At 71.0% G+C, this 15,380-nt stretch carries 13 protein-coding genes and 1 tRNA gene; 2 read left to right on the top strand and 12 right to left on the bottom strand.

Annotated features, from left to right (window positions below; translation table 11 throughout):
* Positions 1 to 4 precede the first annotated feature (4 nt).
* The 4 genes from ACZ4Z4_RS03275 to ACZ4Z4_RS03260 all read right to left on the bottom strand — a co-directional run bounded on the left by ACZ4Z4_RS03275 (position 5) and on the right by ACZ4Z4_RS03260 (position 2,874).
* Positions 5 to 77, bottom strand: a tRNA-His gene (locus tag ACZ4Z4_RS03275).
* Between the two features lie 111 nt (positions 78 to 188).
* Positions 189 to 791, bottom strand: a complete 603-nt coding sequence (gene orn / locus ACZ4Z4_RS03270) for an oligoribonuclease (RefSeq protein WP_468321393.1) — start codon at positions 789 to 791, stop codon at positions 189 to 191.
* A 10-nt stretch (positions 792 to 801) separates the two neighbouring features.
* Positions 802 to 2,031 carry a helix-turn-helix domain-containing protein gene (locus ACZ4Z4_RS03265; RefSeq protein WP_468321392.1) on the bottom strand — a complete coding sequence of 410 codons (1,230 nt, stop codon included), beginning with the start codon at positions 2,029 to 2,031 and terminating at the stop codon, positions 802 to 804.
* A gap of 414 nt (positions 2,032 to 2,445) precedes the next feature.
* Positions 2,446 to 2,874, bottom strand: coding sequence for a hypothetical protein (locus ACZ4Z4_RS03260; protein ID WP_468321389.1), 429 nt, complete (start codon positions 2,872 to 2,874; stop codon positions 2,446 to 2,448).
* Between the two features lie 414 nt (positions 2,875 to 3,288).
* Between ACZ4Z4_RS03260 and ACZ4Z4_RS03255 the strand changes: the two genes are divergently transcribed.
* The gene (locus ACZ4Z4_RS03255; protein ID WP_398298007.1) at positions 3,289 to 3,813 is read left to right on the top strand and encodes a universal stress protein; all 525 of its coding nucleotides are present in this window, start codon (positions 3,289 to 3,291) and stop codon (positions 3,811 to 3,813) included.
* 251 nt (positions 3,814 to 4,064) lie between these two features.
* On the opposite strand, the gene glmS is transcribed toward ACZ4Z4_RS03255, so the two are convergent.
* From glmS to ACZ4Z4_RS03240, 3 genes are all read right to left on the bottom strand, one after another.
* Positions 4,065 to 5,882: a glutamine--fructose-6-phosphate transaminase (isomerizing) gene (gene glmS, locus ACZ4Z4_RS03250; protein ID WP_468321386.1), complete on the bottom strand. Its 1,818-nt coding sequence runs from the start codon at positions 5,880 to 5,882 to the stop codon at positions 4,065 to 4,067.
* A gap of 10 nt (positions 5,883 to 5,892) precedes the next feature.
* Positions 5,893 to 6,150 carry a hypothetical protein gene (locus tag ACZ4Z4_RS03245; protein WP_468321384.1) on the bottom strand — a complete coding sequence of 86 codons (258 nt, stop codon included), beginning with the start codon at positions 6,148 to 6,150 and terminating at the stop codon, positions 5,893 to 5,895.
* A gap of 98 nt (positions 6,151 to 6,248) precedes the next feature.
* The gene (locus ACZ4Z4_RS03240) at positions 6,249 to 7,133 is read right to left on the bottom strand and encodes a DUF4429 domain-containing protein (protein ID WP_468321381.1); all 885 of its coding nucleotides are present in this window, start codon (positions 7,131 to 7,133) and stop codon (positions 6,249 to 6,251) included.
* 128 nt (positions 7,134 to 7,261) lie between these two features.
* On the opposite strand from ACZ4Z4_RS03240, the gene ACZ4Z4_RS03235 reads away from it, so the two are divergent.
* On the top strand, positions 7,262 to 8,887 hold the full coding sequence (locus tag ACZ4Z4_RS03235; RefSeq protein ID WP_468321378.1) for a beta-N-acetylhexosaminidase: 1,626 nt from the start codon (positions 7,262 to 7,264) through the stop codon (positions 8,885 to 8,887).
* Between the two features lie 18 nt (positions 8,888 to 8,905).
* On the opposite strand, the gene ACZ4Z4_RS03230 is transcribed toward ACZ4Z4_RS03235, so the two are convergent.
* The 5 genes from ACZ4Z4_RS03230 to ACZ4Z4_RS03210 form a co-directional block, all read right to left on the bottom strand.
* Positions 8,906 to 9,994, bottom strand: a complete 1,089-nt coding sequence (locus tag ACZ4Z4_RS03230) for a pyridoxal phosphate-dependent decarboxylase family protein (RefSeq protein WP_468321377.1) — start codon at positions 9,992 to 9,994, stop codon at positions 8,906 to 8,908.
* Between the two features lie 67 nt (positions 9,995 to 10,061).
* Entirely contained in the window at positions 10,062 to 11,108 is a 1,047-nt protein-coding gene (locus tag ACZ4Z4_RS03225) for an ABC transporter substrate-binding protein (protein ID WP_468321375.1), read from the bottom strand.
* Positions 11,109 to 11,251: 143 nt separating this feature from the next.
* A complete protein-coding gene (locus ACZ4Z4_RS03220; protein ID WP_468321372.1) occupies positions 11,252 to 12,406 on the bottom strand; it encodes an acyl-CoA dehydrogenase family protein in 1,155 nt (384 codons plus the stop codon).
* A 6-nt stretch (positions 12,407 to 12,412) separates the two neighbouring features.
* Positions 12,413 to 13,435, bottom strand: coding sequence for a hydroxymethylglutaryl-CoA lyase (locus ACZ4Z4_RS03215; RefSeq protein WP_468321369.1), 1,023 nt, complete (start codon positions 13,433 to 13,435; stop codon positions 12,413 to 12,415).
* Positions 13,432 to 15,369, bottom strand: coding sequence for an acetyl/propionyl/methylcrotonyl-CoA carboxylase subunit alpha (locus ACZ4Z4_RS03210; RefSeq protein ID WP_468322108.1), 1,938 nt, complete (start codon positions 15,367 to 15,369; stop codon positions 13,432 to 13,434). Before ACZ4Z4_RS03210 ends, ACZ4Z4_RS03215 begins: the two co-directional genes overlap by 4 nt.
* Between the last annotated feature and the right edge of the window lie 11 nt (positions 15,370 to 15,380).

Below are 15,380 nucleotides of genomic sequence, written 5' to 3'. Positions count from 1 at the left end.
TCAGGGTGAGTGACGGGACTTGAACCCGCGGCCACCTGGACCACAACCAGGTGCTCTACCAACTGAGCTACACCCACCATGTCCGGTCTTTTGTCGTTCTTCCGACCGGCCGAGAAAAAGTGTACAGGGTCCGAAGGGGTGCTCGCGCACACCTTTTCCGGACCCCGTACACAGGGCGCTCGCGGAGGCTACTCCGCAGGCAGGACGTGCTTGGCCGCGATCGTCCTCGCGGTCTCCGAGTCGGGGCCGGGCTGCGGCACGAAGATCGCCTCGCGGTAGTAGCGCAGCTCGGCGATGGACTCGCGGATGTCGGCGAGCGCGCGGTGGTTGCCGTTCTTGTCCGGGCTGTTGAAGTACGCCCTCGGATACCAGCGCCGGGCCAGCTCCTTGACCGAGGAGACGTCGACGATCCGGTAGTGGAGGTACTCCTCCAGGGTCGGCATGTCCCGCAGCAGGAAGCCGCGGTCGGTGCCGACCGAGTTTCCGCACAGCGGGGCCTTCCGCGGCTCCTTGACGTGCTCCCGTACGTACGCCAGGACCTGCTCCTCGGCGTCGGCCATCGTGGTGCCGCCGGCCAGCTCGTCGAGGAGACCCGAGGCGGTGTGCATGGCGCGCACCACCTCGGGCATGGTCTCCAGCGCCGCGTCCGGCGGGCGGATCACGATGTCCACACCTTCGCCGAGCACGTTCAGTTCCGAGTCGGTGACCAGTGCGGCCACCTCGATAAGTGCGTCATCCGTCAACGAGAGCCCGGTCATCTCGCAGTCGATCCACACCATGCGATCGTTCATGCCCCCAACCCTACGGCGCGCTCCTCTGGCCGGGCAGGGGAGCACGTCCTGGCGCATACACGTCGGAGTTCGGCTTGCCCGGATCGGTCGGCACCGAGGTCGAGGGGCCGAGCGCGCTCGCGGCCGCCGTGCGCCGGGTCTGGGTCGGCACCGGGCCGGCCTCGACCAGCGTGGGCACGGCCTGCGCCGTCGCCGACACGGACTCCAGCACGCGCTCGCCCTGCGGCCTGCGCGCGCGGTACGCGGCGCGGTAGGCGGCGGGCGACGAACCGAGCTGGCGCCGGAAGTGACCCCGCAGCGCCACCGGCGAACGGAAGCCGCAGCGGCCCGCGACCTCGTCGACGGAGTAGTCGGAGGTCTCCAGGAGCCGCTGTGCCTGGAGCACCCGCTGGGTGATCAGCCACTGGAGCGGCGCGCTGCCGGTGAGCGAGCGGAACCTGCGGTCGAAGGTCCGCCTGCTCATGTAGGCGCGCGCGGCCAGCGTCTCCACGTCGAACTGCTCGTGGAGGTGCTCCAGCGCCCAGGCGACGACCTCGGCGAGCGGGTCGGCGCCGATCTCCTCGGGTAAAGACCTGTCGAGATAGCGCTCCTGGCCGCCGGCCCGGCGCGGCGGCACCACGAGCCTGCGGGCGAGGGCGCCCGCCGCTTCGTTGCCGTGGTCCGTGCGCACGATGTGCAGACAGAGATCGATTCCGGCCGCGGTGCCCGCGCTCGTCAGGACGTCACCGTCGTCGACGAAGAGCTCGCGAGGATCCACGTGGACGGACGGATAGCGCTTCGCGAGCGTCGGCGCGTACATCCAGTGGGTGGTCGCGGGACGCCCGTCGAGCAGCCCCGCCGCGGCGAGGACGAACGCGCCCGTGCACAGCCCGACGATGCGGGCGCCCTCCTCGTGCGCGCGGCGCAGCGCCTCGAGCGCTTCCGGCGGCGGCGGTGAGGTGATCGACCGCCAGGCCGGTACGACGACGGTGCCGGCCCGGCCGATCGCCTCCAGGCCGTGCGGCGCGGTGAGTTCGAGTCCGCCGGTGGTCCGCAGCGGGCCCTCCTCGCCGGCGCAGACCAGCAGCCGGTAGCGGGGGACCCCCGCGTCCTGCCGGTCGATGCCGAACACGGAGAGCGGTATGGAACTCTCGAAAATGGGACCGCCGCTGAAGAGCAGCACCGCTACGATCTCCCGGCGGCGCCGCCCCGAGAGTTTCCGAGCCGCGGCCTCCGGCGCGGCAGTGGAGTCGTGGCTCATGGTGCTAAACCCCCCTCGGGCGTCGCGGCTCCCTGTTGTTGACGTGCCTGACGTGCTTGACGCGCTTGCCTCGCTTGTCGCTGCTGCACGTTTCCCCTCGGTCCTCCACCAGTCCCCCGCCGTAATACAGTCAAGATCGAATCTACTGCGTCCCGTGCTGCCGGGGTGACCAGTTCATCACTCGGCAGATTGTCGACATGGCAACTTGGCGTGAAGCATTCGATCACGAAGCGTTGCACTCGGGCGGCTTGCTGGGAAGTGCGCCTTGGCTCCATGGCCGGTCCCCGTAGGGTGCGGGCGGCTCGTGCGCGCCTTTCAGCCCTGGTCGGACGGGGGTTGAGGGGGCGTTCGGCCAAGGAATCGACGGCCCCCGGAAGTTGGCTGAAAAGCTACGGGAGCGTGTGTGTGAATTGGTCAGTCCACCGGCGCACTGTCGGCACTGTGACGAGTGCCCCTGTGCGCCCCCGTGCCCGTTCTGCTGTGCCGTCCGCGGTGCCCGTTGTTCTGTTCTGCAAGCAGTCGCGCGGCGCCCCGTTCGGACTGCCGCAGGAGCACCCGGCAGACCCCCGTGACGGCCACGAGGCCGAGCGCCGCGCCGGCGGCGCCGGCCAGTGAGCCGCCGTACCCGACGAGCACGACGGGGACCAGCACGCAGCTGAACGCGGCCCAGCGGACCACGTCGCTCACCGAGTCCGCCGGGGGCGTGTCCCGCGGCCCGCGGACGCGCGGCACGGGGGCCGCGGCGGGGTGCCGCTCGTGCGCGCCGTCCCGGCCGGGCCGGCCTTGCTCGGGTGAAGGCGGGAAGAGGGTGGAAGGTGAGGACGCGGGCGAGGGTCCAGGCACGGCGTGCTCCCTGGGACGGTGGCGTACGGAGATCCAGCGCTGTCCAACGCCCGGCGACCCGGCGGGTCACTGGGGAGGCCGCCGGGTGGCGCCGGACGGGTGGGCAAACCGCCTGTAGGAGGCAGCAACCATTGCCATCCGGGCGACGCTCGTGCATGCTCCGGTGAACGCCGGGCGGCCCTGTGCAGGCCCGGGGCGGCCTGCGCGCGGGGCTCTTCGCAGGTCCCGGGCAGGCTTGAGCAGGCTCTGGGCAGGAGAGGAGTCTCGCCGTACCCTTGGGGGTATGGGGTTGGGAAGATGATTCCCGGACGACCTTCCAGGTCCTTGAACTTCGGACGACCTTCCAGGTCCTGAACCTTCGCACCACCAGAAAAAGCCGACCCTCCCACAGAGGACTCCTTCGCCGAGACACCGATGGCCGGTCACGAATTCTTCGAACCTGCGGACCGCAAGCGGCAGGTCGCCGATCCGACGGCGACCCCCCGAGCGGCGGAAGAACCGCGTCATTCCTGCGATCCCGCGTTCAGGCACGGTGTCGTCGTCGGTTTCGACGGCTCGACCTCCAGCGAGCGGGCCCTCTCGTACGCGATCGGCATGGCCCACCGCTCCGGTTCGGGCCTGATCATCGTGCACGTCGCCAACCGGCTGCCCACCACGGTGTGGGCGGGCTGCGAGCCGCCGGTCTTCGTCGACGTGCCGGACCACCGCACCGAAGTGCTCGGCCTGGAGCTCGCCTGCGCGGACTACCTCGCGGAGGTGCCGTGGATCCTCGTCGAGCGCGGCGGCGACATCTGCCACGAGCTGGAGGAGGTCGGCCGCGAGTACAGCGCGGACGCGATCGTCGTCGGCTCCACGCACGGCATCGTCGGCCGCATCTTCGGCTCCGTCGCGGGCCGGCTGGCGCGCCGCGCGCAGCGGCCCGTCGTCGTCATTCCGTAACGCCCCCGGGGCGCCGGTGAGTTGCGTCCGGCGGACCTCAACTCCCGTGTCCGGGCGGTTTCATGAGCAGATAAATCTACTCGTGCGTAGAGGTGGTTTGCGGACTGGTGAAGGGTACATAACGGTCGGCGGCGCGGGTCGGGGTAATGGGCGACCCCGGCCCTTGAGGAACGACCCCCTGTGTGCTGGTGGCACGCACAGGGGGTCGTTCACGTCGCGGCTCGACGCCTCGGCTCGACGGGGGCCTTCGGCTACTCCACGGTGACCGACTTCGCGAGGTTGCGCGGCTTGTCGATGTCCCGGCCGAGCGCCAGCGCCGTGTGGTAGGCGAGGAGCTGGAGCGGGATGCCCATCAGGATCGGGTCCAGCTCGTTCTCGTTCTTCGGGACGATGATCGTCTGGTCGGCCTTCTCCTGCTCCTGGTGCGCGACCGCGAGGATCTTGCCGCTGCGGGCCTTGATCTCCTCCAGGGCGGCGCGGTTCTTCTCCAGGAGGTCGTCGTCCGGGACGATCGCGACCGTCGGCAGGGCCGGCTCGATGAGGGCGAGCGGGCCGTGCTTCAGCTCGGAGGCGGGGTAGGCCTCGGCGTGGATGTACGAGACCTCCTTGAGCTTGAGGGAGGCCTCGCGGGCGACGGGGTAGCCGCGTACGCGCCCGATGAAGAGCATCGAACGGGCGTCCGCGTAGCTCTTGGCGATCTTCTTGATCTCGTCCTCCTGCTTGAGGATCTCCGAGATCTGGCCGGGCAGCTTGCGCAGGCCCTCGATGATCCGCTTGCCGTCGGAGACCGACAGGTCGCGGATGCGGCCCAGGTGCAGGGCGAGCAGGCCGAAGGCGACGGTGGTGTTGGTGAAGCACTTGGTGGAGACGACGCAGACCTCCGGGCCCGCGTGCACGTACACACCCGCGTCGGCCTCGCGCGCGATGGCGGAGCCGACCACGTTGACGACGCCGAGGACGCGGGCGCCCTTGCGCTTGAGCTCCTGGACGGCGGCGAGCACGTCGTACGTCTCGCCGGACTGGGAGACCGCGATGTAGAGGGTGTCGGGGTCCACGACCGGGTTGCGGTAGCGGAACTCGCTCGCGGGCTCGGCGTCGGCGGGGATGCGGGCCAGCTCCTCGATCATCTGGGCGCCGATCATGCCCGCGTGGTACGAGGTGCCGCAGCCGAGGATCTTGACGCGGCGCACCTTGCGGGCGTCGTGCGCGTCGAGGTTGAGGCCGCCGAGGTGCACGGTGGAGAAACGGTCGTCGATGCGGCCGCGCAGGACGCGGTCGACCGCGTCGGGCTGCTCGAAGATCTCCTTGTGCATGTACGTGTCGTGGCCGCCCATGTCGTACGACTCGGCCTCCCACTCCACGGTGGTCGGCGACGCCGTCGTGCGCGAGCCCTCGGTGGTGTAGGTGCGGTAGTCGTCGGCCTTGATGGTGGCCATCTCGCCGTCGTCGAGGGTGACGACCTGGCGGGTGTGCGAGACCAGCGCGGCGACGTCCGAGGCGACGAACATCTCCTTCTCGCCGATGCCGAGGACGACCGGGGAGCCGTTGCGGGCGACGACGATGCGGTCGTTGAAGTCGGCGTGCAGGACGGCGATGCCGTACGTGCCCTCGATGTGGCGCAGGGCCTCGCGCACCTTCTCTTCGAGGGTGTCCGCCTGGGAGCGGGCGATGAGGTGGGTGAGGACCTCGGTGTCCGTCTCGGAGAGGAACTCGACGCCGTCGGCGGTGAGCTTGGCGCGCAGCTCGGAGGCGTTGTCGATGATGCCGTTGTGGACGACGGCGACCTTCTCGTCCTGCGAGAGGTGCGGGTGGGCGTTCTCGTCGGAGGGGGCGCCGTGGGTGGCCCAGCGGGTGTGGGCGATGCCGGTGGTGCCCTTGAAGCGGGCGGGGACCTTGGCCTCCAGGTCACGGACGCGGCCCTTGGCCTTGACCGTCTTCAGGCCCGAGGCCTTGGGGCCGGTGACGGCGATGCCCGCGGAGTCGTAGCCGCGGTACTCCAGGCGCTGGAGGCCTTCGAGGAGGAGCGGGGCGACATCACGCTTGCCGATGTATCCGACGATTCCGCACATAGAGGGATTCCTAGCCGTAGACGATGCGGCGCAGCTGCCGGAGCGAGAGCTCCGGGGGTGCGACCGCGCGGTATGCGAGGTCCGCCGAGATCTGTTCGAAGATCGCCGCGTTCAGCAGGCCCTGACCCTGCAACTCGCGGTGGCGGCGACGGACGAACTGTTCGGTCGTCTCGTCGAAGTAGGCGAGCACGTCCTGGATGACCCGCAGCGCTTCGCCCCGCTGGAGCGGGGTGCTGCGGGTGAGGTGGTCCACCAGGTCGTCGTGCATTCGTTGATCCTGGGGTATCGCATGGGCTTTCGCAAGAATCCTGCCCGGAATCGGGCAGGATCGTGTCGCGGCGGTGCTCGGTGGCGTGGAACCGGTGGTCACATGCGGCGCAGGACCGCCTGTTTGGCCGTCGCGAACTCCTCGTCCGTGAGGATGCCGCCCTGGTGCAGCTCGCCCAGTTCGCGCAGGCGGCGCAGGAGCGTGTCGTGGTCGTCGGCCGGGGGCGGCGGGGTGAGGCTCTTGGTGACGGCGGACGGCGCGTCCGCCGGGGCCGGGGCCGGGGCCGAGGGGTGCGGGAGGCGGGCCTGCACGGCGGCGGCGACCAGGGCCATCAGCGGGTCCTTCTTGAAGCCCCACAGCTCGACGGAGTTCGGGTCGTACTTCGGCGGGGCCTTCGTCGGCGCGTTCTTCACGGTGAACCGCAGACAGCCGTTCTCCAGGCCGACCGCGGGCTGCCACTCGACCGCCGCGATGTCGGCGAGCGCCAGCGACCGGGTGCCGGCCGCCGTCTTCGCGTCCTCCGTCTTCCAGTTCCACTCCAGGCGTACGCGCTCCCCGTCGAAGCTCGCCGTGCCGTCCCCCGCCGAGACGGAGAGCGGCACGGACGGGCCGGGCAGCAGGAAGGCGTCGCAGGGCGTGGCCGGCACCTGTTCGATCAGATGCGCGTTGCGGACCTCGTCGACCAGGTACTCCGCGACCCCGTACCGGTCCGGCTCGACCGTCAGCTGATACGGGTCGGAGGAGTCCGCCAGCTTCCCGCCCGTCGCCTGGAGCAGCGGGTCGGCGCCGTCCCGCAGCCGCAGCCGCAGCCGCCCGGACTTCTTGCCGTGCTCGAAGGCGATGCCCGCCAACGCCGCGAGCGGCACGGTCAGTTCGCCCAGCGTCGCGCGCAACAGGGACACGCTCTTGTCGCGTCCGGGGACGATGCGCAGCGTCTCCCCGTCGAAGGTCCAGGTCCCGTCGCGCTGGATGATTTCCGCCATGCAGGGATTCTCGCACCGCCCGGTCGGGTGAAAGGTCTACACCCTTGACCCCTTGACCCCTTGTGGGGCCCGGGTTACCAAGGAGACCGTTCGATTTGCGACGCACGGCCCGTCGAAGGGACCCGCTTGTGAGATCGCACAGCAGAACGACACGTATCCTCGGCTCGCTGCTGCTCGTCGCGGCCGTCGGAATCTCCTCGGTCGCCGCCGCGCCCGACGCACCCGCCTCCGGCGAGGCGAGGGCCCCCGCCGTCACCCCGCTCGGCCAGATCGTGCCCGCGCCCCTGGCCGCCGAGGCCGGCGGCGCCGGCTACGAGATCACCGCCAAGACCCGCATCCGCGTCGGCAAGGGCAACTCCGAGGAGCGGCGCGTCGGCGAGTACCTCGCCGAGGTGCTGCGCCCCTCCACCGGGTTCAAGCTGCCCGTCACCACCGGCGAGGGCCGCGACGGCATCCGGCTGCGCATCAGCGCCGAACCCGAGAACAAGGTCCTCGGCAACGAGGGATACCGCGTCATCTCCACGCGCGGCTCCCTCACCATCACCTCCTGGAGCGGCGCGGGCCTCTTCCACGGCGTACAGACCGTGCGGCAGCAACTGCCCGCCGCCGTCGAGAAGAAGACGAAGCAGCGCGGCCCCTGGCGGATCGCGGGCGGCACCGTCAAGGACATGCCGCGCTACGGCTACCGCTCCACCATGCTCGACGTGTCCCGGCACTTCTTCACCGTCGACCAGGTCAAGCGCTACATCGACCAGGCCGCCCTCTACAAGATGAACAAGCTGCACCTGCACCTCAGCGACGACCAGGGCTGGCGCATCGCCATCGACTCCTGGCCGCGCCTCGCCACCTACGGCGGCTCCACGCAGGTCGGCGGCGGCAAGGGCGGCTACTACACGAAGGCGCAGTACAAGGAGATCGTCGACTACGCCGCCTCGCGGTATGTGGAGGTCGTCCCAGAGATAGACATGCCGGGGCACACCAACGCCGCGCTCGCCTCGTACGCCGAACTGAACTGCGACGGCGTCGCCCCGCCCCTCTACACCGGCATCGAGGTCGGCTTCAGCTCGCTGTGCGTGAAGAAGGACGTGACGTACGACTTCGTGGACGACGTGATCCGCGAACTCGCCGCGCTGACGCCCGGCAAGTACATCCACATCGGCGGCGACGAGGCGCACTCCACCAGCCACGAGGACTTCGTCGCCTTCATGGACAAGGTGCAGCCGATCGTCGCCAAGTACGGCAAGACGGTGCTGGGCTGGCACCAGCTGACCGGAGCGAAGCCCGCCGAGGGCGCCGTCGCGCAGTACTGGGGCTACGACAGGACCGGCGCCGCCGAGCGCGAGCAGGTCGTGAACGCCGCGAAGAACGGCACCAAGCTGGTCCTCTCGCCGGCCGACCGCGCCTACATCGACCACAAATACACGAAGGACACGCCGCTCGGTCTGTCCTGGGCGGGCTACGTCGAGGTGCGGCGCGCCTACGACTGGGACCCGGCCACGTACCTCCAGGGCGCGCCGGCGGATTCGGTCCTCGGCGTCGAGGCGCCGCTGTGGACGGAGACGCTGTCGACCTCCGCGCACCTCGACTACATGGCGTTCCCGCGGCTGCCCGGCATCGCCGAGCTCGGCTGGTCACCCGCGGCCACGCACGACTGGGAGAAGTACAAGGTGCGGCTCGCCGCGCAGGCCCCGCGCTGGGACGCGCTGGGCGTCGGCTACTACAAGTCGCCGCAGGTGCCCTGGCCCGCCAAGTAGGCGCCGCAAGGGCAGAGTTCAGGGGCAGGCACGGACGAGGCGCTCGCCCAGGTACCGCTCGGCGTGGTCGGAGATCAGGTCGAGGGCGGCCGTGAGGTCCGCGGTGGTCGTTCCGGGGTTGCGGAGCGTGCACTTCAGGAACTGGCGGCCGCCCACCTCGACGCCCGTCACCCTCGCGTCGCCGGAGGCGGACAGGGCCTTTCGCGCGTACAGGTTGGCGCGGTCGATCACGGAGGGGGCGCAGATCTCCGCGGGGATGTAGCGGAAGACGAGCGTGGACAGCTGCGGCTCGGCCACCACGTCGAAGCGCGGGTCGGCGACGAGCAGCCGCCAGCCGCGGGTGGCCAGGTCGCAGACCGTGTCGAAGAGGTCGCCCGCACCGTCCGTGTCCAGTACGCGCAGCGTCGTCCACAGTTTCAGGACGTCGGAGCGCGGGCCCGTGGAACGGAGCGGCGCGCCGCCCCGGCCGCGCACCAGGACCACTGACGAACCCGCTTGCTGGAAGAGGGACTTGTGGTAGTCCACGGTGACGGAGTCGGCGCGCTCGATGCCGTCGAGGAGATGCCGGTTCCTGCGGGAGGCGAGCAGCCCGGAGCCGTACGTGGCGTCCACGTGCAGCCAGGTGCCGTACCGCGCGCAGAGCGCCGCGACCCCGGGCAGCGGGTCGATGGAGCCGAAGTCACCGGTGCCCGCGGTGGCGACGACCGCCATGGGGGAGAGGTCGTCGCGCGCGCAGCGCTCCAGCGCCCGGGCGAGGGCCACGGGCTGCATGCGCCGGCTCCGGTCGGTGCGGACCGCCACGACGGCCTCGTCGCCGAGGCCGAGCCGGCGGGCCGTCTCCCGTACGCCGGTGAGGGCGGCCTCGGAGGTGAGGACCCGCAGGGAGGCCGGGTCCCGGTCTCCGGCCGCCTCGCGGGCGAGCAGCAGCGCCTGGAGGTCGGACCGGGCGCCGCTGCCGGTGAACACGCCGTCGGCGGCGGGGCCGAGGCCGATCCGCTCGGCGGTCCAGTCGATGACGAGGCGCTCGATGAGGGGGTGCGGGGCGTCGTCGGCCGAGGAGCCGGGGAACCGCTCCGCGGTGGTGCCGTCGAGCAGGGGGGAGCGCATGGACTGTCCTTACCCAAGTCAACTCCCGGCTCTGGAAATGGAGAGGGCGGCCCGGCGACGGCAGTGGCTACTTCAGCTTCTTCGCCTTCTCGATCGCGTCGGCGAGGTCCTCCAGGATCGGCGCGCACTTGGCGTACGAGAAGATCGGCTCCGTCACGCGCGGGATGACCTGTCCGGCCTTGACCGCGGGCAGCTTCTTCCACGTCGGCTTGGACTTGTCGAGGTCGGCGGGCTGGATCGCGGAGGTGCGGTTGTCCATCATGATGAGGTCCGCGTCGTACTTGTCGACGTTCTCCCAGCTGAGGTTCTCGAACCAGCCGCCGGACTCCTTTTTGGCCCCCTCCGGCGGCTCGATGATGTTCACGCCGAGCGCCTTGAAGTACTCCAGGTCGACCGAGAGGTTCGAGCCCGAGACGTAGAACAGCTCCTGGCTCGCGGAGCCGACGAGGACCTTGATGTCCTTGTGTGCCTTGGCGACCTTGCGCAGCCGCTCGGACGCGTCCTCGAAGCGCTTCTTCGCCTTGACGACCTTGTCGGCCTTCACGTCCGCGCCCAGCGACTCGGCCAGTTCCAGGATGCGCTGCAACGGGTGCGTGAGCTGGCGGTCGTAGACGCTGATGCCGACGCTCGGGGCCAGCTTGAGGATCTTGTCCTTGCTCTCCTCGGGGACGTACCAGAGGGTGCCCTGGCCGTCGAACATCGTGGAGATCAGCACGTCCGGGGCGAGGCTCGCGTACTTCTCGATCTTGAACTGACCCCATTCGTTGCCGATGATCGTCAGCTTGCTGATGTCCATGTCGCCGGCCTGGACGTCGGGCTTGCCGTCCTTGGTCTTCGTCGGGCCGAAGACGCCCTTGACCTCGATGCCGTAGTCGTACAGGGCCGCGGCGACGCCCGTGAACGCCACGATGTTCTTCGGCGTGGCGCCCTTCTCGGCCGTCTTGCCGCGGTCGTCCTTGAAGCTCCACGGACCGGACTTGCCCGCGCCTCCGGTCTCGCCGGACCCATCCTTTTTCTCGCTGCCGCAGGCCGCCAGGACGGCGGTGAGGCCGAGGGCGCCGCCGGCGGCGAGGATGCCGCGGCGGGAAGGCTGGGGGAGGCGGGCCTGGGGCATGGGGGTCTCTGCTTTCGTGACGTACGGCGGCGGGGCCGCTGGCCGGAATTAGAGCTTAGGTTAACCTAAGCTAACTCCGGCGCCAGCGGCCCCTCACGTCACCCGCGCCACCCGTGCCACTCGTACGTCACGACACGCCCGGCTCAGCTCGCGAAGCCCAGCTCCCGGGCGATCAGCATGCGCTGCACCTCGCTCGTGCCCTCGCCGATCTCCAGGATCTTCGAGTCCCGCCACATGCGGGCGACCGGATACTCGTTCATGAAGCCGTACCCGCCGTGGATCTGGGTGGCCTCGCGGGCGTTGTCCACGGCGACCGTCGAGGAGTAGAGCTTGGCGATGGCCGCCTCCTTCTTGAAGGGCTCGCCCGCGACCAGCCGTGACGCCGCGTCGTACCAGCCGACGCGGGCCATGTGCGCCCGCGTCTCCATGTCCGCGATCTTGAACTGGATGGCCTGGTTGGCGCCGATCGGCCTGCCGAAGGCGTGCCGCTCCTTGGCGTACTTCACGGACTCGTCCACGCAGCCCTGCGCGAGCCCGGTGGCGAGCGCGGAGATCGCGATCCGGCCCTCGTCGAGGATGCGCAGGAACTGGGCGTACCCCCGGCCCTCCTCGCCCAGCAGGTTCGCGGCGGGGACGCGGACGTCGGTGAAGGAGAGCTCGCGGGTGTCCGAGGCGTTCCACCCCACCTTCGAGTAGGGCGCGGCCACCGTGAAGCCGGGCGTCCCGGACGGCACGATGATCGAGGAGATCAGCGGGCGGCCGTCGTCCTTGCGGCCGGTGACCGCGGTGACCGTGACCAGTCCGGTGATGTCCGTGCCGGAGTTGGTGATGAAGCACTTGGAGCCGTTGATCACCCAGTCGTCGCCGTCCCGCACCGCCGTCGTGCGCGTGCCGCCCGCGTCCGAGCCGCCGTCCGGCTCGGTCAGGCCGAACGCGCCGAGGATCTCACCCGCGCACAGCCGCGGCAGCCACTGGCGCTTCTGCTCCTCGGTGCCGAAGAGGTGCAGCGGCATCGCGCCGAGCGAGACGCCCGCCTCCAGGGTGATCGCCACGGACGAGTCGACGCGGGCGAGCTCTTCGAGGGCGATGCCCAGCGCGAAGTAGTCACCGCCCATCCCGCCGTACTCCTCGGGGAAGGGCAGCCCGAACAGGCCCATGCGGCCCATCTCGTGGACGATCTCGTAGGGGAACTCGTGGCGCTCGTAGAAGTCGCCGATCTTGGGGGCGACGACGTCGTGCGCGAACGCCTCGACCGTGCGGCGCAGTTCCTCGTGCTCGGGGCTCAGACGGTGGTCCATCGTTCTTCACTGCTCCTGGTGGGAGGCGGTCGCGGTCTGCTCGTCGTGGGAGCGGGCCGTGAGGGCGCGGACGGTGCGGGAGGGGCTGGGGCGGCCCAGCTGGTCGGCCATCCAGGCGCTGGTGGCGCTGAGCCGGACCAGGTCGACCCCGGTGTCGATGCCGAGGCCGTGCAGCATCCACACGAGGTCTTCGGTGGCGAGGTTCCCGGTGGCGCTCTTCGCGTACGGACAGCCGCCGAGGCCGCCCGCCGAGGCGTCCACCGTCGTCACGCCGTGCTGGAGGGCGGCGAGGGTGTTGGTGAGCGCCTGGCCGTACGTGTCGTGGAAGTGGACGCCGATGCGCTCGGTCGGCACCTGCACCGCGTTGAGCGCGGCGAGCATCGCGGAGACGTGGCCCGGCGTGGCCACGCCGATGGTGTCGCCGAGGCTCAGCTCGTCGCAGCCCATGTCGAGCAGGGCGCGGGCGACGCGGACGACCTTGGAGATGGGCACGGCGCCCTCCCAGGGGTCGCCGAAGCACATCGAGAGATAACCGCGCACGTGCACGCCCTGCTCGCGGGCGCGGGCGACGACCGGGGCGAACATCGCGAGGGCCTCGTCCACCGAGCGGTTGAGGTTGGCCCGGGAGAACGACTCGGTGGCGCTGGCGAAGACCCCGACGCGGTGCGCGCCGAGGGCGAGGGCGCGGTCCAGGCCCCGCTCGTTCGGCACGAGGACCGGCAGGTGCACGCCCTGGAGGTCGCCGAGGAGGGGGAACAGCTGCTCGGCGTCGGCCAGTTGGGGCACCCACTTGGGGTGCACGAAGCTGGTCGCCTCGACGGTCGTCAGGCCCGCGTCGGCGAGGCGGTGGATGAACTCCGCCTTGATCTCCGTGGGGAGAGCCGTCTTCTCGTTCTGGAGGCCGTCGCGGGCGCCGACCTCGTGGATGCGGACGCGGGAGGGCAGGCCGCGGGTCGGGACGACCATGGGGAGCGGCGCGTCGCCCAGCGCCGGTGTGCCGGGCTCGCAGGCCGGGTCGGTACTGGTCATTCCTGCTCCTCCTCGGGGGTGACGACGGCGAGGACCTGGTCCATGGCGACGGTCGTGCCCGGGGTGACGTCGAGCTCGGTGACGGTGCCGGCGTGCGGCGCGGAGATGACGTGCTCCATCTTCATCGCCTCGACGACGAGCAGGCTCTGGCCCGCGGCCACCGTGTCGCCGGGGGAGACCTTCACGACGGTGACGGTGCCGGGCATGGGGGCGGTGAGGGCGTCCGCCCCGGCGTGCGCGGCGCCGGTGAGCGAGGCCGCGACGGGGTCGTGGTCCTGGATGTGCCAGGCGTCGCCGTCGCGGCCGAGCCAGTCGGCGGCGCGGCGGAAGGTGTGCCGGGTGCCGTCGACGGTGACGTGCACGTGGTCGGGGGTGACCGTGCGGTCGGTGCCGCGCAGGCGGTGAGTGACGGGTTCAAGTCCCGCTGCCTTCAGCCAGTGCGTCACCGGCTTCGGGGTGCCCCCGAGCCGCCAGCCGCTCGGCACGGAGAAGGGGTCGGTCCAGCCGTCGGCCACGGGTTGGAGCGCGGCCTCGCGCACCGCGGCCGCCGCCTCGTACACCTCGTCGGGCACGCCGTCCGGGACGAGTCCGTCCGCCTCGCGCTCCACGAGTCCGGTGTCGAGCTCGCCCGCGACCACGGCGGGGTGGGCGAGGAGCCTGCGCAGGAAGCCCGCGTTCGTCGGGACGCCGAGGGTGACCGTGTCCGCGAGGGCGGCGCGCAGCTTGCGCAGGGCCGTCGCGCGGTCGGGGCCGTACGCGATGACCTTCGACAGCATCGGGTCGTAGAGACTGCCGACCTCGGTGCCCTCGCTGAGGCCGGAGTCGGTGCGCACGCCGTCGCCCCGCGGCTCGTGCAGGGCGAGGACCGTGCCGCCGGAGGGCAGGAAGCCGCGCGCGGGGTCCTCCGCGCAGACACGGGCCTCCACCGCGTGCCCCGTGAGGGTGATGTCGTCCTGGGTGAAGGGCAGTTCCTCGCCCGCTGCCACCCGCAGCTGCCACTCCACCAGGTCGAGGCCGGTGACGAGCTCCGTGACCGGGTGCTCCACCTGGAGGCGGGTGTTCATCTCCATGAAGTAGTACGAGGAGGGGTCCTTGCCGGGCACGATGAACTCCACCGTGCCCGCGCCCGCGTACCCGCAGGAGCGGGCGGCCTGGACCGCGGCCTCGCCCATCGCGGCGCGCGTGGCCTCGTCCAGGAGGACGCTCGGCGCCTCCTCGATGATCTTCTGGTGGCGGCGCTGGAGGGAGCACTCGCGCTCGCCGAGGTGCACCACGTGCCCGTGGCCGTCGGCGAGGACCTGGATCTCGATGTGCCGGGGCCGGTCAACCCAGCGCTCCACCAGCAGGGTGTCGTCGCCGAAGGAGGCGCGGGCCTCACGGCGGGCCGCCGCGATCTCGTCGGCGAGAAGCGACTCGTCCCGCACCAGGCGCATGCCCTTGCCGCCGCCGCCCGCGCTCGGCTTGAGCAGCACGGGGGTGCCGATCTCGCGCGCCGCGTCGACCAGCTGGGCGTCGGTCAGGCCGCTGCCGGAGGAGCCGGGGACGACGGGCACGCCGGCGGCCTCGACGGTCTCCTTGGCGCGGATCTTGTCGCCCATGAGGGAGATGGCGGCGGCGGGCGGGCCGATGAAGGTGAGTCCGGCGTCGGCGCAGGCCTGGGCGAACTCCGCGTTCTCCGCGAGGAAGCCGTAGCCCGGGTGGACCGCCTGGGCGCCGGACTTCTCCGCCGCCTCCAGGATGCGGTCCACGCGCAGATAGCTCTCCGTGGCGGGGGCCGGGCCGATCCGCACCGCCGTGTCGGCCTCGCGCACGTGCCGGGCGTCCGCGTCCGCGTCGCTGAAGACGGCGACCGAGCGGACGCCCATCTCCCGCAGCGTGCGGATGACGCGGACCGCGATCTCGCCCCGGTTGGCGACCAGGACCGTGTCGAACATCGTCATTTGTT

This window comes from Streptomyces sp. NPDC030245 (assembly GCF_055572995.1).
Note: the sequence above shows the minus strand (reverse complement) of the source record. Positions and strands in the feature narration are given on the sequence as shown.